The sequence below is a fragment of the Acetoanaerobium noterae genome (genome assembly GCF_900168025.1).
Lineage (GTDB): Bacteria > Bacillota > Clostridia > Peptostreptococcales > Filifactoraceae > Acetoanaerobium > Acetoanaerobium noterae.
The window spans coordinates 96,923-118,679 of record NZ_FUYN01000004.1; the positions used below are offsets into that span (position 1 = coordinate 96,923).

General features: G+C 31.4%; 24 protein-coding genes. 9 read left to right on the forward strand and 15 right to left on the reverse strand.

Annotation, left to right across the window (positions count from 1 at the left end; all coding sequences use genetic code 11):
* Positions 1–11: 11 nt before the first annotated feature.
* Positions 12–896 (reverse strand): epoxyqueuosine reductase, encoded by an 885-nt coding sequence (locus B5X47_RS08970; RefSeq protein WP_079589805.1) that lies wholly within the window; start codon positions 894–896, stop codon positions 12–14.
* Between the two features lie 95 nt (positions 897–991).
* Here B5X47_RS08970 and B5X47_RS08975 point away from each other — a divergent pair, with 95 nt between their 5' ends.
* A complete protein-coding gene (locus B5X47_RS08975) occupies positions 992–1,396 on the forward strand; it encodes a RusA family crossover junction endodeoxyribonuclease (protein ID WP_013361312.1) in 405 nt (134 codons plus the stop codon).
* 31 nt (positions 1,397–1,427) lie between these two features.
* Here B5X47_RS08975 and B5X47_RS08980 read toward each other — a convergent pair whose 3' ends face one another.
* From B5X47_RS08980 to B5X47_RS09000, 5 genes are all read right to left on the reverse strand, one after another.
* Complete coding sequence (locus B5X47_RS08980; protein WP_079589806.1) at positions 1,428–2,018, reverse strand: winged helix-turn-helix domain-containing protein; 591 nt, start codon at positions 2,016–2,018, stop codon at positions 1,428–1,430.
* A gap of 150 nt (positions 2,019–2,168) precedes the next feature.
* Complete coding sequence (locus tag B5X47_RS08985) at positions 2,169–3,833, reverse strand: nucleoside kinase (RefSeq protein ID WP_079589807.1); 1,665 nt, start codon at positions 3,831–3,833, stop codon at positions 2,169–2,171.
* A 5-nt stretch (positions 3,834–3,838) separates the two neighbouring features.
* Entirely contained in the window at positions 3,839–4,612 is a 774-nt protein-coding gene (locus B5X47_RS08990) for a sugar phosphate isomerase/epimerase family protein (protein ID WP_079589808.1), read from the reverse strand.
* 15 nt (positions 4,613–4,627) lie between these two features.
* The gene (gene lepB, locus B5X47_RS08995) at positions 4,628–5,158 is read right to left on the reverse strand and encodes a signal peptidase I (protein WP_013361308.1); all 531 of its coding nucleotides are present in this window, start codon (positions 5,156–5,158) and stop codon (positions 4,628–4,630) included.
* Between the two features lie 17 nt (positions 5,159–5,175).
* Positions 5,176–5,712, reverse strand: coding sequence for a GNAT family N-acetyltransferase (locus B5X47_RS09000; RefSeq protein ID WP_079589809.1), 537 nt, complete (start codon positions 5,710–5,712; stop codon positions 5,176–5,178).
* A 96-nt stretch (positions 5,713–5,808) separates the two neighbouring features.
* On the opposite strand from B5X47_RS09000, the gene B5X47_RS09005 reads away from it, so the two are divergent.
* Positions 5,809–6,357 carry an MltG/YceG/YrrL family protein gene (locus B5X47_RS09005; protein ID WP_079589810.1) on the forward strand — a complete coding sequence of 183 codons (549 nt, stop codon included), beginning with the start codon at positions 5,809–5,811 and terminating at the stop codon, positions 6,355–6,357.
* A gap of 114 nt (positions 6,358–6,471) precedes the next feature.
* On the opposite strand, the gene ygiD is transcribed toward B5X47_RS09005, so the two are convergent.
* From ygiD to B5X47_RS09030, 5 genes are all read right to left on the reverse strand, one after another.
* The gene (gene ygiD, locus B5X47_RS09010) at positions 6,472–7,236 is read right to left on the reverse strand and encodes a 4,5-DOPA-extradiol-dioxygenase (RefSeq protein WP_079589811.1); all 765 of its coding nucleotides are present in this window, start codon (positions 7,234–7,236) and stop codon (positions 6,472–6,474) included.
* Positions 7,237–7,268: 32 nt separating this feature from the next.
* Complete coding sequence (locus tag B5X47_RS09015; protein ID WP_079589812.1) at positions 7,269–8,063, reverse strand: family 1 encapsulin nanocompartment shell protein; 795 nt, start codon at positions 8,061–8,063, stop codon at positions 7,269–7,271.
* A 14-nt stretch (positions 8,064–8,077) separates the two neighbouring features.
* Positions 8,078–8,428 carry an encapsulin-associated ferritin-like protein gene (locus B5X47_RS09020; protein WP_013361303.1) on the reverse strand — a complete coding sequence of 117 codons (351 nt, stop codon included), beginning with the start codon at positions 8,426–8,428 and terminating at the stop codon, positions 8,078–8,080.
* 65 nt (positions 8,429–8,493) lie between these two features.
* Positions 8,494–9,270: an inositol monophosphatase family protein gene (locus B5X47_RS09025; protein ID WP_079589813.1), complete on the reverse strand. Its 777-nt coding sequence runs from the start codon at positions 9,268–9,270 to the stop codon at positions 8,494–8,496.
* 58 nt (positions 9,271–9,328) lie between these two features.
* Positions 9,329–10,036, reverse strand: coding sequence for a PrsW family intramembrane metalloprotease (locus B5X47_RS09030; protein ID WP_013361301.1), 708 nt, complete (start codon positions 10,034–10,036; stop codon positions 9,329–9,331).
* A gap of 89 nt (positions 10,037–10,125) precedes the next feature.
* On the opposite strand from B5X47_RS09030, the gene B5X47_RS09035 reads away from it, so the two are divergent.
* Entirely contained in the window at positions 10,126–10,509 is a 384-nt protein-coding gene (locus B5X47_RS09035) for a DUF3783 domain-containing protein (RefSeq protein ID WP_013361300.1), read from the forward strand.
* Between the two features lie 25 nt (positions 10,510–10,534).
* On the opposite strand, the gene ung is transcribed toward B5X47_RS09035, so the two are convergent.
* The gene (gene ung, locus B5X47_RS09040) at positions 10,535–11,200 is read right to left on the reverse strand and encodes a uracil-DNA glycosylase (protein ID WP_079589814.1); all 666 of its coding nucleotides are present in this window, start codon (positions 11,198–11,200) and stop codon (positions 10,535–10,537) included.
* Between the two features lie 198 nt (positions 11,201–11,398).
* Here ung and msrA point away from each other — a divergent pair, with 198 nt between their 5' ends.
* Both msrA and truA read left to right on the forward strand, forming a co-directional pair.
* Positions 11,399–11,974, forward strand: a complete 576-nt coding sequence (gene msrA, locus B5X47_RS09045) for a peptide-methionine (S)-S-oxide reductase MsrA (RefSeq protein WP_079589815.1) — start codon at positions 11,399–11,401, stop codon at positions 11,972–11,974.
* Between the two features lie 145 nt (positions 11,975–12,119).
* A complete protein-coding gene (truA, locus tag B5X47_RS09050; protein WP_013361297.1) occupies positions 12,120–12,857 on the forward strand; it encodes a tRNA pseudouridine(38-40) synthase TruA in 738 nt (245 codons plus the stop codon).
* Between the two features lie 85 nt (positions 12,858–12,942).
* Here the strand turns inward: truA and B5X47_RS09055 are convergent, their stop codons facing one another.
* The 3 genes from B5X47_RS09055 to B5X47_RS09065 form a co-directional block, all read right to left on the reverse strand.
* Positions 12,943–14,340, reverse strand: coding sequence for a sigma-54 interaction domain-containing protein (locus B5X47_RS09055; protein WP_079589816.1), 1,398 nt, complete (start codon positions 14,338–14,340; stop codon positions 12,943–12,945).
* 37 nt (positions 14,341–14,377) lie between these two features.
* Positions 14,378–15,025 carry a YczE/YyaS/YitT family protein gene (locus tag B5X47_RS09060; protein ID WP_079589817.1) on the reverse strand — a complete coding sequence of 216 codons (648 nt, stop codon included), beginning with the start codon at positions 15,023–15,025 and terminating at the stop codon, positions 14,378–14,380.
* An 84-nt stretch (positions 15,026–15,109) separates the two neighbouring features.
* Positions 15,110–16,789, reverse strand: coding sequence for a glutamine--tRNA ligase/YqeY domain fusion protein (locus B5X47_RS09065; protein ID WP_200805105.1), 1,680 nt, complete (start codon positions 16,787–16,789; stop codon positions 15,110–15,112).
* A 158-nt stretch (positions 16,790–16,947) separates the two neighbouring features.
* On the opposite strand from B5X47_RS09065, the gene B5X47_RS09070 reads away from it, so the two are divergent.
* The 4 genes from B5X47_RS09070 to B5X47_RS09085 all read left to right on the forward strand — a co-directional run bounded on the left by B5X47_RS09070 (position 16,948) and on the right by B5X47_RS09085 (position 21,668).
* Positions 16,948–18,627: a LytS/YhcK type 5TM receptor domain-containing protein gene (locus B5X47_RS09070; RefSeq protein WP_079589818.1), complete on the forward strand. Its 1,680-nt coding sequence runs from the start codon at positions 16,948–16,950 to the stop codon at positions 18,625–18,627.
* Complete coding sequence (locus B5X47_RS09075) at positions 18,624–19,325, forward strand: LytR/AlgR family response regulator transcription factor (protein ID WP_079589819.1); 702 nt, start codon at positions 18,624–18,626, stop codon at positions 19,323–19,325. The genes B5X47_RS09070 and B5X47_RS09075 overlap by 4 nt, the downstream gene beginning before the upstream one ends.
* Positions 19,326–19,443: 118 nt before the next feature.
* Complete coding sequence (locus B5X47_RS09080; protein WP_079589820.1) at positions 19,444–19,941, forward strand: DUF8052 family protein; 498 nt, start codon at positions 19,444–19,446, stop codon at positions 19,939–19,941.
* Between the two features lie 86 nt (positions 19,942–20,027).
* Positions 20,028–21,668 carry a carbon starvation CstA family protein gene (locus B5X47_RS09085; RefSeq protein ID WP_079589821.1) on the forward strand — a complete coding sequence of 547 codons (1,641 nt, stop codon included), beginning with the start codon at positions 20,028–20,030 and terminating at the stop codon, positions 21,666–21,668.
* The last annotated feature ends 89 nt before the right edge of the window (positions 21,669–21,757 follow it).

A 21,757-nucleotide genomic window follows, 5' to 3' on the forward strand; every position in this document is an offset into this window, starting at 1 on the left:
TAGATAGTAAGTCAATCTCCAATAATATTAAAATTCCTCACTAATATATTTTTGCCTCTCCATGCAAAAGCTCTATTTCCATAATTTTTTTTAAACTCTTTATTACTTAAGCTGGCAATATCATTTAGATTAAGTCGTTTCATAACATCATCAATTTCTTGAGATTTTTTTATATCTCTATTGTGAGGGCATACTATTTGGCAAATATCACATCCATATACTTTATTACTTTTTTTTAAAATAGCAATTTCACTATCACTTAGCTCTGTTTTCTTTTGAGTAAGATAAGAAGCACATCTTTGACCAATAAAACCATTTTTATAATTTAAAGCCTTTCCGGGACAATATTCTATGCATTTTCCACAATTAATACAATTTTTTTTAGGAAGCCTCTTCTCCTTTAACACTAAGTCCGTGACGATTAGACCTATGAAGCCATAGCTTCCATACACTTCATTTATTACCATATTATTAATCCCTTTATAGCCTAAGCCTGATTCCAAAGCAAAAAATCTCTCATTTAGTGGTCCATTGTCAACTTGAATAGAAAAAGTGCTATTTGGATATTTTATTTGAAGTTTTTGCACAATTCTTTTTAGCTTGTCTTTTGCCCAAATATGATAATCTATACCTTGAGCGGATACGGAAATATTAGAATCGAAGCTATGACTTTCTGTAAGATAAGGGAAAAATATACATATTATACTACTTGCAGGTTTATTATTTATATCTAATTTTAGCCTTGAGCCTAAATTTTGCTCTTCAAGGTCCAATTGAACTCCTAATAATTTTCTTTCTTCAAGATAAAAGCTGAATTTATCAAGACTATCTTTTATTGAATTTACGTTTATAATAGTATATTGATCTATATTTTCCTGGTTTATTATATCAATCATTATTATTGTTCCTCCAACTATTCACTAGTATAATATACCATATGTTAAAAAAAATAATTATATATTTGTGTTATTTTTAGTCGAAAGGATTTAAAATGCTAAAGTTCATAATACCTGGCAGACCCATAAGTAAATCTAACTTCAAATTATCTAATAAAAGCGGGCAAGCTTGGCTACCTCACAAGGGAAAATATTCAAAATATGCGGCCTACGAAAACTACATAGCGGGAATCATAAATCAAGAATATTTTGGTCCTCCTCTAGAAGAAAATCTAATTACTATATTAAAGTTGTATTTTCCAAATAAGCGCATGGGCGATATTCATAATTATCCCAAAAGTATTTGCGATGGGATTGAAAAAAGTGGAATAATTCTCAATGATAAACAACTGAAACCATTTTTGATTTTAGATTATATAGATAAGGATAATCCTAGAGTTGAAATCGAATTATATAAGAGCTCTGAATATAATCTTATTTATCAAATTCAAACAAAATAGTGCAAGGATTCCCCTGCACTATTTAAAATTATTAGCCCTTTGATTTTTTCTTTTTTTCTTTTCTAACATCTGGGATTGCTAGTGTAGCAAAGTTATACGGTCTTGTACCTTCTTTTTCTGGCTTCTTTTGCTTCCCATCTAGCAGTTCTATAAGTCTCTTTTCCAGTTCATTCATAATTTCTTTTGCTTCATCCTCAGTAACATAATACTCATTGTAATGTCTAAGGTGCTTTGTTCCAACTTCATTTGTCTCAGCTGCTCTATAATAATCTTCACTTACTTTCTCAAACAAAGAAAGAGATGCTTGATTTATTGTTTGGGCCACTGAATCGCTAATTGGAAAGTTTAAGATACTTTTATCTATTACTACCATTTTAGCTTTTGGTAAATAATATTTTTCAATTATCCCAGATTTCACTCTTTCTTCCACTAGTTCTAATATCCCAGCTCCAAGTAAAATTTTAATGTGATAATTGATTTTTGCATGAGGTTCTCCTAAAATTTCTGATAATTGCTTAGCAGAAAGTGGTTCTTCAGCAAATGCTTCTAAAATCTCAACTCTATAAGGATGTGAGACAGCTTTAATCTCTTCTAATTCTCTTAATACCATTATATCTTTCATTAATGCCCTTCCCCTCAATAAAGATTTTCTCCATAATATACTATGTTAAAAATAAAACTGTACATATAGGAGAACCGTAAATTACTTATATATATTATAATGATTAAATATATAATTGTCAAAGAATTCTATACTATTTGAAATTTTGGATTAATGCACCAATTTACTTCCACCTATAAATTCTCTAAGAAGTGATGTGTTGATGATATCTGACTCGTCAGTAATATCAACAAAATACTGGAGAAATTTAAGTAGCCTTTTTGCTTCTCTAAAAACAGGGTCGTCTTCCTTTATATCCTCTAAAAGAGGCACCACATGCTTTTTTAAAACAGCCAGCTCATAAATAAGAGCGGAGTTAAACATTATATCAGCATTTTCTTGATAAGGGAAAATATTTTTTCGCTCTCCTCTATTTACACTTTGCCACATTGATAAAGTGGAAGATGCAGAATATGATCTGTGATGATAATCCCTAACTATCCTTCTTATAAGTCTTAAGTCAGTAGTCGGAATTTTGTTATGTTCATCTAGGTTTAGCTGAGTTAGAGCACTTATATAGATTTTAAATTTATTTCCATCAGGTATTGATTGTGTGAGAATAGGGTTAAGAGCATGTATTCCTTCTATTATTAGTGGCTGATTTTCCTCAATAGAAATCTTTTTTTCTTCAAAGTATTCTCTAGTGCCAGTTTTAAAATTAAAGCTTGGCAAATTAACTTCATAGCCTAGGATAAGCTTTTCAATATCTTCATTAAATGTTTTTAAATCTATAGCATAAATAGACTCATAATCCTTTTCTCCATACTCGTCTAGTGGAGTTTTATCCCTATTTACAAAATAATCATCGACAGATAAAGACACTGGAGATAAACCATTTACCATAAGTTGAAGCTTGAGTCTTTGTGCAAAGCTTGTTTTTCCTGAAGAAGATGGCCCTGCAATTAAAATTATCTTTCCTTTTTCTGAATCTTTTTTTATCATATCAGCAATATCGCAAATTTTCTTTTCATGATATGCTTCAGCAAGTCTTATAATCTCTGGGTGGTTATTATTTTCTACTAAAATGTTTAGTGATGCTGCATTTGGTAGATTAATTATTTTGGCCCAACGTTTAGCTTCTTTATATATTTTAAATAATTTAGGCTGATGTATAAACCTACTAACTTTATGAGGTTCTTTTATATCAGGTCCTAGTAACACTATTCCATCATTGTATAATCTTAATGAAAATGTGTGAAGCATAGCTGTCGATGGAACCATGTAGCCATAAAAATAATCTTCAAGCCACCCACATCTATACAAATGAACTGTCGACGTGTTTTTATACTTTAATAAATTCAATTTTCCTTCGCGATTTTGTTTTTTATATATATTAATTGCTTCTTCTTTTGGAACTCTGAATCTAATTATTTTCTCATTTGAATCTACGAATTCTCTCATTCTGAGCTCAATCTTTTGAACATCATCTACATTTAACTTTTCTTCATACTCAACTTCGCAAAAAAATCCATTGCTAAGAGAATGCTGAATTTTCGTCACAGCTCCTGGGAGTAGCTCTTCCAATGCCCTGATAAATAAAAAAGTTAGACTCCTCATATATGTTCGTCTTCCATCTGGGTCTGTAATATCAATCCAATTTACAAATGAGTCTTCTTCTAGTTCATAGCTAAGCTCTCTAAGATTATTATTTACTAGCCCCAAAGTAACTGGATATAAAAAATCCATTCTCTCCATGCTTAAAATTTGCTCTAAGGTAGTGTTTTTTTCAACTTTAAATTCACCCGACTGAGTAGTTATAGTAATCAAGACTATCATCTCCTTTAGAGTTTATTTAATTCTAAAATTTCTATAGTTTCCTTCGCTTTTGAACTATCTAGTTCTAAAACTATATAACTAAAACCATACTTATCTATAAGCTCATAAAAAATTTTTTTTGTATATTTACCCGTTTTTGAAAGCCCTAAATGCTGATCTGAGGTTTTATCATTTAAGTTAAAATGAAGCATGGAATTATAGTTTTTAATCACATTGCTAAAATCTTCATCTTGAATCAATGCGTGCCCTAGGTCAAAACAGAACCCTAACGATTTATTATTCGCTATTTCAAACAAATCCATGAATTCTATAGGCTTAGTACCAACAGCACATAAATCACTGCTAGCTTGATTTAAAAAACTATAAACATTTTCTGTGTAGATATTTATATTAGGAAATTCTACTAATAGTCTTTGAATAAACTCATTTGCTTTTTGGATATATTTTTTATAATTTGAAGTATATTTACCATAAAATACATTTCCTAAATGAGTATTAAAATAGAGAGGTTTCAAATAGCTAACCTCTCTAATAATATTCCTAACATAGTTAAAATTGGCATCTCTAAGAAACCCTATATCTTCTACAAGGTTAGTTTTCAATGGCAAATGGATGCTGATTTTTATATCTTTATTTTCTTTTTTGCTCATATGATGGTTCAAAGCTTCAATATCTTTAGATTCATCTATCCCATATTCAATAAATTCTATATCCTTGTATTCATGAAACAAACTAATCTTTTGTTCTAAATCGTAACTCAAAGCACTAATTCCTATCATTGCCATATCACCTAACTATAATGTAGTAATCTTATTAAATGGATAAAGTCTAATAAATACTTTTCCTATAATATCATCTAAAGGAATCATCCCCACGGACTCTTCTCTACTATCTAAGCTATTGGGTCTATTATCTCCCATAGCAAAAATATATCCATCAGGTACTATTTCATCTACATTTCCATCTGTATAATTTCCATTAATATAGGCTTCACTTAGCTCCTCATCATTGACAAATACTTTTCCATCCATTACAACAACATGGTCGCCAGGAACTCCTATAACTCTTTTAACTAAATCTTTTTCTTTCCCATTTGTTTGTAGTAAATGCGATTTAAAAACTATGATATCTCCATGCTCTGGCAGGTCACTTCTATATGCCTGTCTATAAATAAGTAAATAATCATTTTCTTCCAAAGTTGGAAACATAGACACTCCTCTAACCAGTGTAGGTCTTACAAAGCTTGTTATAAGCAGAGCCATCGCTCCTGCTATCGCTATAGTTTTAAGCCATTCAAAAATTTCTTTTTTTACATTATCGCTCAATAAACTCACCTCATAGTCTAATCTATTACTTTGCCCATATTTAAATAGTCGACAAAATCTCCATCAATAAACAAAGCTCTTTTATTCTTACCCTCAATTTCAAAACCAAATTTTTTATAGAGAGCAATCGCATACTTATTATCTATTCTAACCTGTAAATCAACCTTTGCAATATGCTCACTATCATATACAAACTCCATGGCCTTCGACATCAAAGCCGAGCCAATTTTATTATTCCAGTACTCTTTTTTTACTCCCATTCCTAAATTACAAATATGGTGAGTCCTTTGTCTTCTCCCACCTTCTAAGTAAAGTATTCCACAAAGCTCATTTTCTATAAAAGCACCTAAAAATATACAATTATCTAAACTATTCATATAGTTTATGAATGAGCGCTGGTTCTCAATCGACATAGCATAATCTTCAGATGTAAATGGATAATTGTCTGATTCATCAGCCATCTCTAAAACTAATTTTAAGGTTATCACAGCATCTTCTTCAAGAATTTCTCTGATTTGGAGTTTTGATAACTGATTATTAATGTCCTTGTGCATATTTATCTCCTTTGTTACTTCATAATTGCTACATTTTATTATATAATAGAAAAATACAATTGACTATTTTTAATTTGAACACGAGGTGTAAAGAAAATGGATAGACTAAAAGATTTTATATATGAGATTAGTGATTTAATTTTTGGAGGAGCAGTTTTATTGATTATTATATTAGTTTCGACATACCAGCTCCATGGATGGTTTAATATATCTCTACCTGAAAATATTGAAAAAATTATTCCTATTTCTACTGGCAACGATTTAAATTCTACTGAAACAAATACAGAGATAGCTCAAAATAACTCTAGCTCAGAGGATACAAACAAAGTCCCTGAAGCATCAAATGATGCTACAAATGAAAACGAAGCACCTAAAGAAGATAACACTAATAACACTTCCTCAGATACACAAACTGAAAATAAATCAGCCCAAGCTGAAGTGACAATCAGAAATATTTCGATTGCTCCTGGGAGCTCATCTGACAAAGTTGCAAATGCTCTTTATGAAAACAATATTATTTCATCTAAAGAAAGCTTTATTTCAAGGCTTATAGAACTAAATTCTGAAACTAAAATTAAAGCTGGCACATTTAGAATACCTAGTAATGCTTCACTTGATGAAGTAATAAAAATAGTAACTCAATAAAGAAAAAGCCCTTTTAATTGAGCTCATTTGGTAAAGTTAATTCAAAATTTAACTTTTAGCAAGTGAGTTCATATTTAAAGGGCTTTATTTTTGATTAATTAATTCTTGTAACTTTTACTGAGTTATATATCCAGTCATAGACATCGCACCCATGAGACATTTATCATTGAAGGTTTTTATGTTATCAGCTAAGTCGCATGAGCCTAGCATATACAGCAATGGAATAAAATGATCTGGAGTATAAAATGCTTTTTCTGCACAGCTTCCTGCATTCTTATAATTTATTACGGCATCAAAATTTTTAGAAAGAATATTTGATTTAATATAATCATCAAATTCCTGAGCCCAAGAATATCCATTATCCATCCCCCAGTTTATAAGTGAAAGATTATGAACAACATTACCGCTAGAAATTAGCAGTATAGACTCATCCCTAAATGATTTTAACATCTTTCCAATTTCATAGTGCTCTCTAAATGATTTATTATGGTCTATGCTTATTTGAACAACAGGAATATCTGCATCTGGAAACATTCTACATAATACTGACCATGTACCATGGTCTATTCCCCAGTCGTTATCTATTGATATTAAATTGCTAGTTTTCTCAATGATTTTACTAGCTAATTCATCAGACCCTTTTACAGGGTATTTTAAATCGTAAAGCTCTTTAGGGAATCCATACATGTCATAAATCATTTTTGGTTCAAGCTCATTTGAAGTATAGCTTCCTTTTGTATACCAGTGTGCAGATATAACAACTATTCCAGCTGGTTTGACAAGACTTCTGCCTAATTCTTCCCAGGTTTTAGTAAATTCATTGTCCTCAATAGCATTCATAGGAGAACCATGACCTACGAATATCACTGGCATCTTCATGACATATCCCTCCATTTTTGGTGCTTAAGATATTAAATATTAAACTTCACAATCAGCTTTTCATCTAGCACTCTAAAAGTCAATGACTCAGTTATAAATAGCTTTATTTTTTTATCATCATGATTTTCATACCCTATAGAAAAATCTTGACCTATGGTTAACTCTATATCTTCATGATCATAAGGCATTAAAAACGCACCTTCTACAGCTTCACTAAGTATTACTTTGCCATCAATTATTGAAGAAACTGTTTTTATAAGCGGATAGCCTTCATGAACAGTATTTAAAAGTTTATAGGCCTCTCTACCTACCACTAGAGAATAAGGTCTCTCTACATAGGATTCCATAAGGAGAAATCTAGCTTCAGAAATTGCCGATAAAATTGAAACTGCATCTTTACCAAAATCTAAATTGTGTTCAGCAACTTCTTTTAATCCTTTTATAGCTGCTTTCTCATAGCCGTTGTATATTAGATTTTCTTCAAAAAGCGCTAGCTTTTTTGTAGCTTCTTCAAGAGCTTCTAAATCTATATCCTTCGCTCCTCTTGTTATATTGTCGAGTTCCCATCTATCAAGCTCAAAAGAAATTCTTGCTTCAAGTAGTGGCTTAACTCTATATGTTCCCACACTGACATCAGAGTCTTCATTTTTATCTATGATATCGAGCCTTCCCTCTGGCACTACAGCATAATCCCATCCCATAGGGCCTTCAACATGAACAACTTTTCTTGCTGAAAGTATGTTCATAAGCACAGTTTTAGCTCTTTCATCTATTTCGTCCCAAACCTTAGATGGCATAGGTGCTATATTTCTTTTTAACATGCTCATAATAAATCCTCCTTTTATTTCATTTTTCCAATGTTTAAACCATTTCCTGAATTTGATGGAGCATCACTTGCTTGTTCTTGACCTTCAATTGAAGTAATAGGGCCACTTGTAAATAAGTAAGTTTTTAACTCCTCATCCCATCCATCCATATTTCTTCTAAGCCATTCTAAAGTCATACAAGCATGTTCTATTTCTTCATCTCTATTATGTGCCATTATTGCTTTTAATTCCTCATCACTAGATGCCTCAACTCTCTGGTTATACCAATCAACGGCTTCTAACTCTTCTTTCAAACTGTTGATGGCTCTTGTAATATTTCTTGTTTTTTCGTTTAGTAATTCTACAGGTTCATGATAATTACTCATATTAAGCCTCCTCAATTATTTTTTACACATTTTTGTATTTACCCTATTTATTAAAAAAATAACATTTAGAAAACTTTTTTTAATTCATCTAAACATTTTCCACTGGAATAGATAGTTAAATCATCGATTATCAAAATTTCACCGCCTGCTTCTTTAATAATTAAGCTTCCAGCCAAAACATCCCAAGGATTAGAAAAAGCATATAATAGAGCATCTGTTTTCCCCGATGCTATACAAGCGAGGTCATAGCATGCAGCTCCAAATATTTTTGTTCTCATGGTGAGTGGTGAAAGCTGAGCTGTTATTTGATTTAACAGCTCGTTGTCTCTTTGTTTCATTTTTTCATCTCTTCCAATATTAAAATCTCCAAGGCCAATAATAAAATCTGATAGCTTGCTACGACTGGAAACTGTTATTTGCTTACCGTTTAAAAAACTTCCTCCACCTTTAACTGCATAATAAATTTCATTAAACATAGGAATATAATGAACTCCTACGATTGGTACCTCATCTTCTAGTACAGCAAGAATAACACCAAATATTGGTATCCCTTTTGAAAAATTTACAGTTCCATCTAATGGATCCACTACCCATTTATACTTGGACTCTTTATTTAGCTCTCCAGCTTCCTCAGATAGAATGCTGCAATTTGGATAAAGTCTTTTAATTTCATTAATGATAATCCTTTCAGCGGCATAATCAGCATCAGTAACTAAATCGCTATCTCCCTTATACTCTATATTAAATTGAGAATGAAACATTTCCTTTAAGTATTCTCCTGCTTTTTTTGCAATTTCAATTGCATCGTTTAACATAGCCTTATTTTCATATGAATTTACCATTACAATACTTCCTTTCCTAATAAAAAAATTAAATACAATTTCAACTTTACAATTTAATCTAGTTATCAATCATGTTTTCATACTCAGATTCATTTTTTGATTCTAGCTGATATATCTTTAGTCTTTTAATACTCACAGACCATAGGTATATCAAATATGGTATAAATACAATAATTAGCAGAGGATGATTTGAAAGCAATATAAAATTAAATGTCCCGTGCAGAATCATAGGCACTATTAAAGATTTTTTATAATATTTGTTTGCATCATAGGTGCTACTGGCATATTTGCTACGTGAAAGATAGTAACCCATACTTATTCCAAATAACATATGAGCAGGCACAGATAAAAAAGCCCTTGTTATTCCTACATATATATCATCTTTAAAAGAAATTGCCACATACATAATGTTTTCTACAGTAGCAAATCCCAGCGAAGCCATAACACTGTACACTATGCCATCTAACTTTTCTGAGTAATGCTGATTCTTAAATGCAATTTTCATAACTACTAATCTTTTAAAAAATTCCTCTGTAAAGCCTGCAACTATAAATGAAACATAAAAAGCTGAAGCGAGTCCTGGAAAAATATTAAATGTCATTAATAAATCTTCTACATAAACAATTGGTACCACAGCTAGGGCTCCAAAGAGAAAAACTTTTAAAAGCAATGAAATTGGTTCTTTATCGTGTTTATCAAAGAAATATATAAATAAAACCAATGTTATTGCAGGTGCTACAGCTAAAATTACTAATTTAAAATCCATAATTCCTCCTAGTTTTTAGTTTTATTATTGCTTAATTCGGATATAATATAACTTAAAGTTTCATAAAATATTTTTAAAGGAGAATCAAAATGGAAAAAATCATACTTTATGGTCTAAATGATGAAAGAACTAAGCAAATACATGAATTACTCAATAACCATGGTTTTGAAAATATAAAATTTATTTCTAATGAAATGTCAAACTGCATAACTGGCTTTTTGCACGACCTAGATGGTTATACTCCTGATAGAAAAGATGGAGTAAAAGCACCAGAAATTGAATTTATGATGATTAGTGGCTTTGATGGTGAAAGAATAAACCAGCTAGTAAGTGCATTTAAAACAAATCAAATTGAAAGACCAGTTACTTCCGCTCTCACCCCTTCTAATAAAGACTGGATATTTGCTGACTTAGTTAATGAAGTGTATGAAGAGCATCTATATATGACCTCACAAATGAATAATCAAAAATAGCATATTTATATTAAAAACCTGAATTCTATAGCTGCCAGTTAATTGGAGCTATAGAATTTTTTATTAAAAACTCATTTGCTTTCGAAAAATGTCCACACCCAAGAAATCCTCTATGTGCTGATAACGGACTAGGATGTGGTGCTTTTAGTACTAGATGTTTACTAGTATCTATAAGAGCTTCTTTTTCTGCAGCATTTTTTCCCCACAATAAAAATACCATAGGCTTTTCTCTTAAGCTAAGGAGTCTAATTACTTGGTCCGTAAATACTTCCCATCCTTTTCCTCTATGGGAGTTTGCCATCCCAGCTCTCACAGTTAATGCTGTGTTAAGTAAAAGTACTCCTTGCTTTGACCAGTCTACTAGGTATCCATGATTTGGAATTCTAAAATTTATATCACGCTCTAATTCCTTGTATATATTAAGAAGTGATGGTGGAATAGGCACTCCGAGTGAAACAGAAAATGCCAGTCCATGTGCTTGATTCGGTCCATGATATGGATCTTGTCCTAAAATTACAATTTTTACATCTTCATAATCAGTCAATTTAAGTGCTTCAAATATTTTATATTTATCAGGATATATCAAATGGCTCTTGTATTCCTTAATTAAAAATTCTCTTAACTCCAAATAGTATTGTTTATCAAATTCATCTTTTAAAATATCATCCCAATTATTATTAAATGAAATCATATATAATATCTCCTTTTTGTAATTGATTTTGTCTATTATATTATACCATTTCAAATAAAGCTCTAAGCTTATAATATAATTTTATGCCTTGTTTAAAATAATACACTTAAACTGTATATTTTTATTTAAACTGGGTATCTAATTATCCATAGGTATAATAAAAATAAATTGCTAAAAATATATGCTTGGAGGTAAACCATGAATGAATCAAATATAAAAGAAGCTGTTTTTGCTGGTGGTTGTTTTTGGTGTATGGAGGCACCTTTTGTTTTAACTCCTGGAGTTTTAAAAGTAAAATCAGGTTATACAGGCGGTGATAAAAAGTTTCCTACCTATGAAGAGGTTTGTACTGGTTCAACTGGCCATTATGAAGCTGTAAAAATTTGGTATGATGAAACTGAGGTTTCATATAAGAATCTTCTTGGAGTATTCATTCAAAGTATGAATCCTACCGACCCTTATGGACAGTTTGCAGACAGAGGCTCACAGTATCTTGGAGCTATTTTTTATGCTAGTGATGAAGAAAAACAGTTAGTCAACAAATTATTATCAGAACTTGATAAATCAAATATTTTCGAAAGCCAAGTGGCTATAAAGCTCCTTCCACAAGCTGATTTTTATGAAGCAGAAGAATATCATCAAGAGTACTATAAAAAAAATAAGCTCCATTATAAAGCATACCGACGTGGTTCTGGAAGAGCCCCATTTCTAGAGAAAATTTGGACACAGAATAACATAAATAAACTTAATGAAATACTAAGTAAATTACAATAATAATGCCTACAATCAATTCATATATTTATAATTTTAATTGCTTCTTATCATAAAAAATCAAAATTAACTATTAGCATTTACTATAATTATGGTATAGTAAGTCTAAATGAAAATTATTCATAATAATATGTTATAGGAGAGCTGAATGAGAAATATTAAAATTGCGTTACAATACGAAGGTACAAGATATTTGGGATGGCAACGTTTAAAGGACCAAGACAACACTATTCAAGGTAAGCTTGAGGATTTACTAAATAAAATGACTGATGAGGAAGTTCAAGTGATTGGATGTTCAAGAACAGATAAGGGTGTTCATGCTAAATCACTAATAGCAAATTTCCACACTAATTCAAAAATGACTCTACATGAAATTCAAACATACATGAACTACTATCTACCTGAGGATATTAGAGTAACATATATAGAAGAGGCTGATGATAAATTTCACGCTCGACACAATGCTAAAACAAAAGTATATAGATTTACTATTGATAATAACTCGTTTGCTGATGTGTTTACAAGAAAAACAGCTATTCATCAACCTAAGCAATTAGATATCAAGGCAATGGAAAAAGCTGCTAATTACCTAATTGGAACTCATGACTATGATGCTTTTACCACAATGAAATCTAAGAAAAAAAGCTGTCGAAAATCAATAAAAAGCATAGCTATTACAAAGAAAAATAATTATGTTTATCTAGAATTTGAAGGAGAAGGTTTTTTGCATAATATGATTAGAATAATAACTGGAACCTTGATTAGAGTTGGAACTGGAGAAATATCTCCCGAAGAACTTGCTAATATTTTAGCATCAAAGGATAGAAGCCTTTCTGGCCCAATGGTTGAGGGTAAAGGTCTTATGTTAATGCAAGTAAATTACTAAAAAATATATGCCAAGTTTCTATACTTTCAAGAAACTTGGCATAATTTATTTTGAATACAAAAAAATTACTGAAACACATGATGCTTTAATCTATTCCATAGGACTTTAACTTCTGATATAGGCTAGTCCTACTCATATCTAAATCATTTGCTGTCTTTTGCTTATTTCCTTGATTCTCATTCAAGCATTCAAGAATTATACTTTTTTCTACATCGTATAGCTGCTCTTTAAGAGTGCTTCCAGCAATATATACATGGGTTTTATGAGACTGAGTAATATGAACAGGTAATGTAGAAACCTTTATTATTCTATCTGAATCGAGTAGGTTTATAGACCGCTCGATGACATTTTCTAGTTCTCTTATATTCCCCGGCCAGTCATATGCTTCTAAAGCTGCCATAGCCTTTTCACTTATGCTATCTACATGTACTCCCATTTGACTTGAAAGTTTCTTTACTAGAGCTTTTGCAAGTGGTCTTATATCATCTTTTCTTTTTCTTAGAGGCTCTATATTAACGCTCATTACATTAAGTCTATAATACAAATCTTCTCTAAAATTAGCAGACTTAACTTCTTCTTCGAGGTTTTTATTGGTTGCAGATATTATTCTTACATTAATAGGTCTAGTTTTAGTTGAGCCAATCCTTTCAATTTCTCTTTCTTGAAGAACTCTAAGAAGTTTAACTTGCATCTGAAGAGGCATATCTCCGATTTCATCTAAGAATATACTTCCTCCATTTGCAAGCTCAAATTTACCAACCTTGCCTTCTTTCTTTGCTCCAGTAAAAGCTCCACCTTCATAGCCAAATAACTCAGATTCTAAAAGCTCAGAAGGGATAGCTGCACAGTTTATCTTAACAAAAGGTCCAGAAGCTCTGTCACTTGCATTGTGAATTGCATGAGCAAAAAGCTCTTTTCCAGTTCCACTTTCTCCCATAATAAGTACATTCGAATCTGACATTGCTGCTCTTTGGCAGATATTTTTTACTTCCATAAGAGATTTGCTCTCACCAATTATATTTGAAAATGAGTATTTGGCACTTTTTTGTTTTTTAAGCTGATCCTTATAATATTTAATTTCTTTTTCCATAGTTATGATTTTTTTTGACATATCATAAAAATCAGTTATGTCCTTGAATATAACTTTCCCTATGGCTCCTATAATTTTATTGTCTTTAATAATAGGAAGTCTTGAGGCTATAACCTGCTGACCTTTAATTATCTGTATTTCCCCAATTTGAGTTTTTCCAGTTTTAACAATATCATGAAGTTTTGTATTTTCGATAACTTCAGTAACATGCTTGCCTTCAGGAACCATATCTCCTATAAATTCCTTATAGCCTTTGCTCATCATCATGATATAGCCTTTATCATCTATTATTACTAGCCATTCATAAGCATTATTAAGAATAACATTTAATATTTCTTTATAATCTAAATTATCTTTGTTTTCTTTTAAGAATATGTTGTTTTCATTATCCATAAAAGTATTATCCCTTCTAAATCCCATAATTATAATTTTAAGCAGATTGCTTATTTAAAGAAAATAAGTTGATTTGATTGATTTTCTTTGGGTCAAATTTAAAAAATTTGTATATCGCTCCTAGTAAAGGTCCTCCTAAAAATGTATTTACAATTGTTCCTATTCCAAAAGTACCTCCTAGTAATATTCCTAAAACTAGAACAGTAGCTTCAATTATTGTTCTTATGTATGAAACTGGTTTTCCCGTTATTTTTATGAGACCTATCATTAAGCTGTCTCTCGGTCCACAGCCAAGCTCACAGCTCATGTACATATAGCCTCCGAGGTGAAAAATAAAGAGCCCTACAAATAAGTAAATAAGTCTAGTAGGCATATCTACAGGAATCCCAATAAAAGCTAATGAATCGACAATATCAATAAAAAGGCCAATAAAGTACATGTTTAAAATAGTACCTATTCCTGGATAAATTTTAATAAAAATAGCTATAATAAGAACTGCTATACCTATCATTTGGTTAATTCTGCCAAATGATATGCCTGTAATTACAGTTAGTCCTTCATTAAACGCTCCCCAAGAATTTAAACCTAGTTTTGAAGCTTTCATTATATTTGTACCAATTGCAATGAGTATAAATCCCATCATAAGTTTTGGCAATCTTTTAAATATAACATCCAAATTCTGCAACCCATCATCTCCAGTATTATATTAAAAATAATACTGCAGCTGTCAAAACAGTGCAGTATTACAGTAAAGGTCTTTATTTGTGATTTATTTTTTATTAAATGAATCTTTTAAAGACACTATTCTATTAAAAACAAGATGATTTTGTGTTGTATCTTTCGTATCAACAACAAAGTATCCATGTCTGTTAAACTGATATTTATCATCTTTTTTTGCATCCTCAAAGCTTTTTTCTAAATAACATTCATCTAGAACTTTTAGTGAATTAGCATTGTAAACATAGCCTTCCTCGTCATTCTCGCTTTTTACAAAAAGATAGTCATAAAGTCTAACACTTGCTTTAACATTATGAGTAGCGCTCACCCAGTGGATAGTACCTTTCACTTTTCTACCTGTAAAGCCAGTTCCTGATTTAGTCTCAGGATCATAGGTGCAACGCACTTCTACTATATTGCCTGCGTCATCCTTAATAACCTCTTCACATTTAACAAAATATGCATTTCTAAGTCTAACTTCATTTCCTGGGAATAATCTATAATATTTTGATGGAGGATTTTCCATAAAATCATCTCTCTCAATATATAGCTCCTTAGTAAATGGAATCTTTCTATTACCTAGTTCAGGATTTTCTGAATTATTTTCTGCATCCAGATACTCTACTTCGCCTTCAGGATAATTAGTAATAACAAGCTTGAGAGGGTCTAGTACAGCCATTTTTCTATGGGCAGTAAGTTTTAAATCTTCTCTTATGCAATGCTCTAAAAGTGAAATATCAACTTCACTATTTGCTTTTGATACACCTATCTTCTCAGCAAAGGTTCTTATCGATGACGGAGTATATCCTCTTCTTCTAAGTCCTGAAATAGTAGACATTCTTGGGTCATCCCAACCTTGCACTAGTTTTTCATCAACTAATTTTTTGAGATATCTCTTACTCATAACCATATTAGTCATCTCTAACCTTGCAAACTCTATTTGCTTTGGTGGATTATTCCACTCAGTTTCAATTAGTACCCAATCATAAAAAGGTCTATGCGCTTCAAATTCAAGTGTACATATAGAATGAGTAATCCCTTCAATTGCATCTTCAAGTGGATGAGCGTAATCATACATAGGGTAGATGCACCATGCATCACCTGTTCTATGGTGACTAGCGTGAACTATACGATAAAGTGCAGGGTCTCTCATATTCATATTTGGAGAAGCCATGTCTATCTTAGCTCTTAGAGTCATTTGTCCTTCTGCAAATTCTCCAGCTCTCATTTTTTCAAAAAGACTTAAGCTTTCTTCTATTGGCCTATTTCTATAAGGGCTGTCTTTTCCAGGAGTATCAAAGTTACCTCTATATTCTCTCATCTGCTCAGGAGTAAGCTCACAAACATATGCTTTGTCCTTTTTTATTAGCTTTACAGCGAGCTGATACATTTCTTCAAAATAATCAGATGCAAAAAGAAGCTCGTCCCATTCAAAACCAAGCCATTTTACGTCTTCTTTTATAGATTCTACATACTCAACTTCTTCTTTAACTGGATTTGTATCATCAAATCTCAAATTGCATTTTCCATTGTATTTTATTGCAGTTCCAAAGTTAAGGCAAATGGATTTTGCATGACCTATATGTAAATAACCATTCGGCTCTGGAGGAAATCTAGTGTATACTTTCTGACCATAAGTACCTTTTTTCAAATCTTCATCTATGATGTTATGAATAAAATTAGATTGAATAATAGCAGATTCTGCACTCATATTTTTATCATTACTGTTCATAATTTCACCCCTTAGTTATTTTAATATTTAATTTATTATAGCATTATAACAAAAAATATACTAAATGACTAGACAACTACGAATTAAGTTGCATACAAAATACTTAAAATATATAATTGTTTGATAGAACTAGAAAATAAAAAATCAAGGTGGTACCTATGTTCGAAATTGCAAAAAATTTAATACATAGCTTAAATTTTGTACTTATAATAACTTTCATAATTTCTAATCTTCCTGCATTTAAAAGATTTATTCAAAAAGATGAGTACTCACGATTTGACTTAGTTATTTTGGGGATAATTTTTTCTTTTTTTGGTATAGCTGGTACCTACCTTGGTACCAATGTAAATGGTGCTGTAGCGAGCACTAGAATAATTGGTGTCATGGCAGGTGGGATTTTATGTGGGCCATTTGTTGGCATTGTTTCTGGAATAATTACAGGCATACATAGGATACTATACGATATACAAGGTATAACCTCTATTGCTTGTGGACTTACCACTGTAATAGCTGGTTTTGTATCCGCTTTTATATATACTCGAGATAAAAAATATTCAAAATGGGTTTATGGTCTAATTGGAGGAATATTTGTTGTAAGTATAGAAATGTTACTAGTTCTATTTATATCAAGGCCTACATACATGGCTTTTAATATAGTGAAAAGTATCTATCTTCCTCTTAGTTTCGCTAATGCAATTGGGATATGTATTGTTATCCTCTTAATACAGAAAATCTTTGATGAAAAAGACCAGACTTCAGCAATTCAGGCTCAGCTTTCTTTAGAAATAGCTAATAAAACACTGCCCTATTTTAGAGATATAAATGATGAATCTCTTCAAAAAATTTGTTCTATTATTAAGGATTCAACTGATTTAGCGGCTGTATCTATAACAGATAAGCATAGAGTACTTGCATATAGCGGTTTAGATTGTGACTATCATAGCAAAAAACATCCTATTAACCCTCTAACAACAGGAACCGTTTTTGATACAGGCAAGCATTTAATTTTGAACACTTCTGAAGAAATAAAGTGTAAGAATTTGGACTGCAATTTAAAATCATGTATCATAGTTCCTCTATACGAAGGCAACGAGGTAACAAAAACTTTAAAGCTATATTCAACAAAAGAAAAAGGTATATCCTATACTCATGAAAAATTGGCTTTAGGATTATCTCAGCTCATGTCAACCCAAATGGAATTAAGCAAAGTTACAAACCTTAAAGCCTTGGCTACAAAAGCAGAAATTAAAGCTCTACAAGCTCAGATTAATCCTCACTTTTTATTTAACTCCTTAAATACAATAGTTTCTTTTGTAAGAATCAATCCTGATAAAGCTAGAGACTTAATAGTTAACTTATCCGTGTTCTTAAGATACAATATTGAGGAATCAAATGGTTTCGTCGATATTACTAAAGAAATAGACCAAGTAAAAGCATATATCGCTATAGAGCAAGCAAGATTTGGAGATAAACTAAAAATTGAATATGATATTGACAATGATATTAAACTTACTATTCCTTCATTGATAATTCAGCCCATAGTAGAAAATGCTATAAAGCATGGTGTTTTAGAATCAAATGGAAAAGGTAAGGTTGTTATAAGTATTAAAAAACAAAATGAGGATTCAGTTTTAGTAACTATTGAAGATGACGGTTTTGGAGTTCCAGACGAAGTGATAGATAGTTTGTACTCTGAAACTCATAGTCAAAATAAAATTGGTATGGCCAATGTACATAATAGACTTAAGCATCTTTATGGTAATGGACTTAAAATTGAAAATTTAAAAATTGGTACAAAAATTAGCTTTGTTTTAAAGCAAAAGGAGGCTGTATTGTGAATTGCATCATTGTAGACGATGAGTTTCCAGCTATCAAAGAATTAGAGTATTTCATTAAAAACTTTAGTACAATTAAAATAGAAAATACATTTGAGAGCAGTATTGAAGCCTTAGAATACATACAAGAGAAGTCTGTTGATGTTATATTTTTAGATATACATATGCCAAAACTAGATGGAATGAGTTTTTCTAGGGTGATAAAAACTCTCAAAATAAAACCTCTAATAGTATTTATCAGTGCATACAGTGACTATGCCGTTGAAGCCTTTGAAGTCTGCGCATTTGATTATATTCTTAAACCTTATTCTCAAAACAGAATAGTAGAAACCCTCTCAAAGCTAGAGCAAACTTCAACCTCTAGCTGTTTACAGAATACTATAACCCTATGGCAAAATGAAAAATTTATTGTTCTTGACTATAATCAAATTTATTTCTGTAAGGCTAACAAACATGAAGTCCACGTGTATACAAAAACAGACGAATATATACTCCATACCTGCTTAACTGATTTTTATTTAAAACTTCCTCATGATAAGTTTTTTAAAACGCATCGATCATATATTGTGAATTTAGATAAAATATCTGAAATAATTCCTTGGTTTAATAACACCTATGTATTAAAGCTAAAAGGACTTAATGAAGAAATACCAGTTAGTCGTCAAAATATATCCCAATTCAAAACTTTAATGCGCATCTGAGTGTAACTCAGGTGTTTTTTTTGTCATTTCATGCTTGCATTATTAATTTTTAGAATATTTTGTTTATAATTCGAAGTAGTGGCCTAACTAGAAAATTATTATACGAGGAGGTGAATCCATGATATATGAAGAGTATATAAAGATACTAAAAAGTAGATTTTCTAAACATTTCCACATTAATACAGACGTTGAAATACTAGGAGAAAAAGTAGATTTTCAGGCAAAATTTTCCCAAGTAAGTGGAAGAACATTCGTAACTCAAAATGATATCATCGATAGGTATGAAAACTACGAAAATTGTTATATAAAATATATTCCTGAATTGGATTTAGCTAAGGCTACTATGTATACAGAATTCTTAAAGAATATTGTTAATGAAACTGTCAATCCAAGCCAGGATCATATGAGTACATATATTACAGGTGTAATTCTTACAAATAATGTAGACCCAGAAACTATATACTTCATTAATAATTTTAAGTTTAGCAAGGTATACTCTTTTTATCTTAAAGGCTGGTGTGATATTCGCTTAATTTGTGTAAATCTCGAAACTCAAGAAGTCATTTCAAATAAGCACGGCAAAAAGGTTAAAGAAGCCTACAAATTAACTTCATAAAAATATACCTTCATACTTATTAACAAACTAATAGAAGATATATTTAACAAAACTAAATTATAAAATATAGCTCGGGGAGGTATAAAATGAATTCATTAATACTTTTATTCATAGGAATTATTCTTTTTTTAGGAGCATACAGCATTTATGGAGGCTTTTTAGCAAAAAAATGGGGAGTAGATTCAAAAATAAAAACTCCAGCCCACACCTTGCGTGATGATATTGACTATTGTCCAGCTAGTGCTAAAGTGCTTCTTGGCCATCATTTTTCTTCAATTGCTGGTGCTGGACCAATAACAGGACCAATACAGGCAGCAGTTTTCGGATGGCTTCCTGTATATCTTTGGATATTACTTGGTAGTATCTTTGTCGGAGGAGTTCATGATTGGGGAGCACTGTTCGCTTCAGTAAGACATGAAGGAAAATCGATTGGAGAAATAATTAGAGTAAATATAGGCGAAACAGGAAAAAAACTTTTTAACTTCTTTGCCTACTTGACTCTTATTCTTGTAGTTGCTGCATTTACTGATATTTGTGCTGGCACCTTTGCTTTCGATCCTGCTGCTCCAGAGAATCTAACTGGTGCTAGAGCTGGTACAGCTTCTATTTTATTCATAATTTTAGCAATGAGCTTTGGATACTTTGTGTATAGAAAAGGTGCAAGCTTACTTTTATCTACAGTAATTGGAGTCGTATTATTATTTGGATGTATTTATCTAGGTTATCAATTCCCAGTTCTAAAACTTTCAAAATTAACTTGGGATATCATACTTCTAGTTTACATATTCCTAGCATCTACTATGCCTGTTTGGCTACTCCTTCAGCCAAGAGATTACCTTTGTTCATTCCTACTATATGCTATGCTAGCTGGATCAGTGATAGGTATACTTATAGTTAGACCTACTATGGTAATACCAGCTGTTACAAGTTTTTCTGTTGGGCAGGGTGCTCAAACTCAATACCTTTTCCCTATGCTGTTTGTTATAGTTGCTTGCGGAGCTGTTTCAGGCTTTCACTCTTTGGTTGCATCAGGCACAAGCTCAAAACAGCTTAACAGTGAATCAGATACGAAGCTAATTGGATATGGTGCTATGCTAATCGAAGGAATCGTCGCTATAATAGCACTTATCGCTGTAGGCTATGTTAAAGATGCTACTGGAACTCCTGCTCAAATTTTTGCAAGTGGAGTAGCTGAATTTATGAGCAAATTTGGAATTCCTACTTCATTAGGTTCAGTGTTTGTCATATTAGCTTTCTCAGCATTTGCTCTTACCAGTCTTGATACTGCAACTAGAATAGGTAGATACATGTTCCAAGAAATGACTACAAAGGAAGATGGAAGCACAACTGTTTTAAGTAACATGTATGTTTCTACTGCTGTAACAGTTGGATTATCTGCTTTGCTTTTATCTTTTGGATACCAAAAAATTTGGCCTATATTTGGATCAGCAAATCAGTTATTAGCAGGGCTATCGCTACTTGCTGTCTCAGCATGGCTAGCAAAATCAGGTAAGGATAATAAAATGACTGTTCTACCTATGATATTCATGTTTGCAGTAACCTTATCAGCTTTAGCATTAGTTGCTAAAAATAACCTTCTTGGAGGAAATTTAGTAATCGCTGCTATAGCAGCTGTTTTATTCATATTAGCAATTGTATTGATTGTAACAACTTTCAAATTATTCTTTGGTAAGAAAGATAAAAACACTCATAAAGCTAGTGCTTAAATTAATTGTAGAATCTCCATTTTAATACAATCAAAAATTGCTAATGAGGTATTATAAGATTCTAAGGAAGGCAAAGCAACCAGAAAACT

What these genes read in the sequence shown, in the direction of transcription:
- B5X47_RS09080 (WP_079589820.1), top strand. Translation starts at nt 19,444, where the DNA reads ATGATATATGAAGAGTATATAAAGATACTAAAAAGTAGATTTTCTAAA.
- B5X47_RS09000 (WP_079589809.1), bottom strand. Translation starts at nt 5,712, where the DNA reads ATGCACAAGGACATTAATAATCAGTTATCAAAACTCCAAATCAGAGAA.
- B5X47_RS09035 (WP_013361300.1), top strand. Translation starts at nt 10,126, where the DNA reads ATGGAAAAAATCATACTTTATGGTCTAAATGATGAAAGAACTAAGCAA.
- B5X47_RS08970 (WP_079589805.1), bottom strand. Translation starts at nt 896, where the DNA reads ATGATTGATATAATAAACCAGGAAAATATAGATCAATATACTATTATA.
- B5X47_RS08980 (WP_079589806.1), bottom strand. Translation starts at nt 2,018, where the DNA reads ATGAAAGATATAATGGTATTAAGAGAATTAGAAGAGATTAAAGCTGTC.
- B5X47_RS08975 (WP_013361312.1), top strand. Translation starts at nt 992, where the DNA reads ATGCTAAAGTTCATAATACCTGGCAGACCCATAAGTAAATCTAACTTC.
- B5X47_RS08985 (WP_079589807.1), bottom strand. Translation starts at nt 3,833, where the DNA reads ATGATAGTCTTGATTACTATAACTACTCAGTCGGGTGAATTTAAAGTT.
- B5X47_RS09015 (WP_079589812.1), bottom strand. Translation starts at nt 8,063, where the DNA reads ATGAGCATGTTAAAAAGAAATATAGCACCTATGCCATCTAAGGTTTGG.
- B5X47_RS08990 (WP_079589808.1), bottom strand. Translation starts at nt 4,612, where the DNA reads ATGATAGGAATTAGTGCTTTGAGTTACGATTTAGAACAAAAGATTAGT.
- B5X47_RS09085 (WP_079589821.1), top strand. Translation starts at nt 20,028, where the DNA reads ATGAATTCATTAATACTTTTATTCATAGGAATTATTCTTTTTTTAGGA.
- B5X47_RS09025 (WP_079589813.1), bottom strand. Translation starts at nt 9,270, where the DNA reads ATGGTAAATTCATATGAAAATAAGGCTATGTTAAACGATGCAATTGAA.
- B5X47_RS09055 (WP_079589816.1), bottom strand. Translation starts at nt 14,340, where the DNA reads ATGGATAATGAAAACAACATATTCTTAAAAGAAAACAAAGATAATTTA.
- ygiD (WP_079589811.1), bottom strand. Translation starts at nt 7,236, where the DNA reads ATGAAGATGCCAGTGATATTCGTAGGTCATGGTTCTCCTATGAATGCT.
- truA (WP_013361297.1), top strand. Translation starts at nt 12,120, where the DNA reads ATGAGAAATATTAAAATTGCGTTACAATACGAAGGTACAAGATATTTG.
- B5X47_RS09030 (WP_013361301.1), bottom strand. Translation starts at nt 10,036, where the DNA reads ATGGATTTTAAATTAGTAATTTTAGCTGTAGCACCTGCAATAACATTG.
- B5X47_RS09070 (WP_079589818.1), top strand. Translation starts at nt 16,948, where the DNA reads ATGTTCGAAATTGCAAAAAATTTAATACATAGCTTAAATTTTGTACTT.
- msrA (WP_079589815.1), top strand. Translation starts at nt 11,399, where the DNA reads ATGAATGAATCAAATATAAAAGAAGCTGTTTTTGCTGGTGGTTGTTTT.
- B5X47_RS09020 (WP_013361303.1), bottom strand. Translation starts at nt 8,428, where the DNA reads ATGAGTAATTATCATGAACCTGTAGAATTACTAAACGAAAAAACAAGA.
- B5X47_RS09005 (WP_079589810.1), top strand. Translation starts at nt 5,809, where the DNA reads ATGGATAGACTAAAAGATTTTATATATGAGATTAGTGATTTAATTTTT.
- B5X47_RS09065 (WP_200805105.1), bottom strand. Translation starts at nt 16,789, where the DNA reads ATGAACAGTAATGATAAAAATATGAGTGCAGAATCTGCTATTATTCAA.
- ung (WP_079589814.1), bottom strand. Translation starts at nt 11,200, where the DNA reads ATGATTTCATTTAATAATAATTGGGATGATATTTTAAAAGATGAATTT.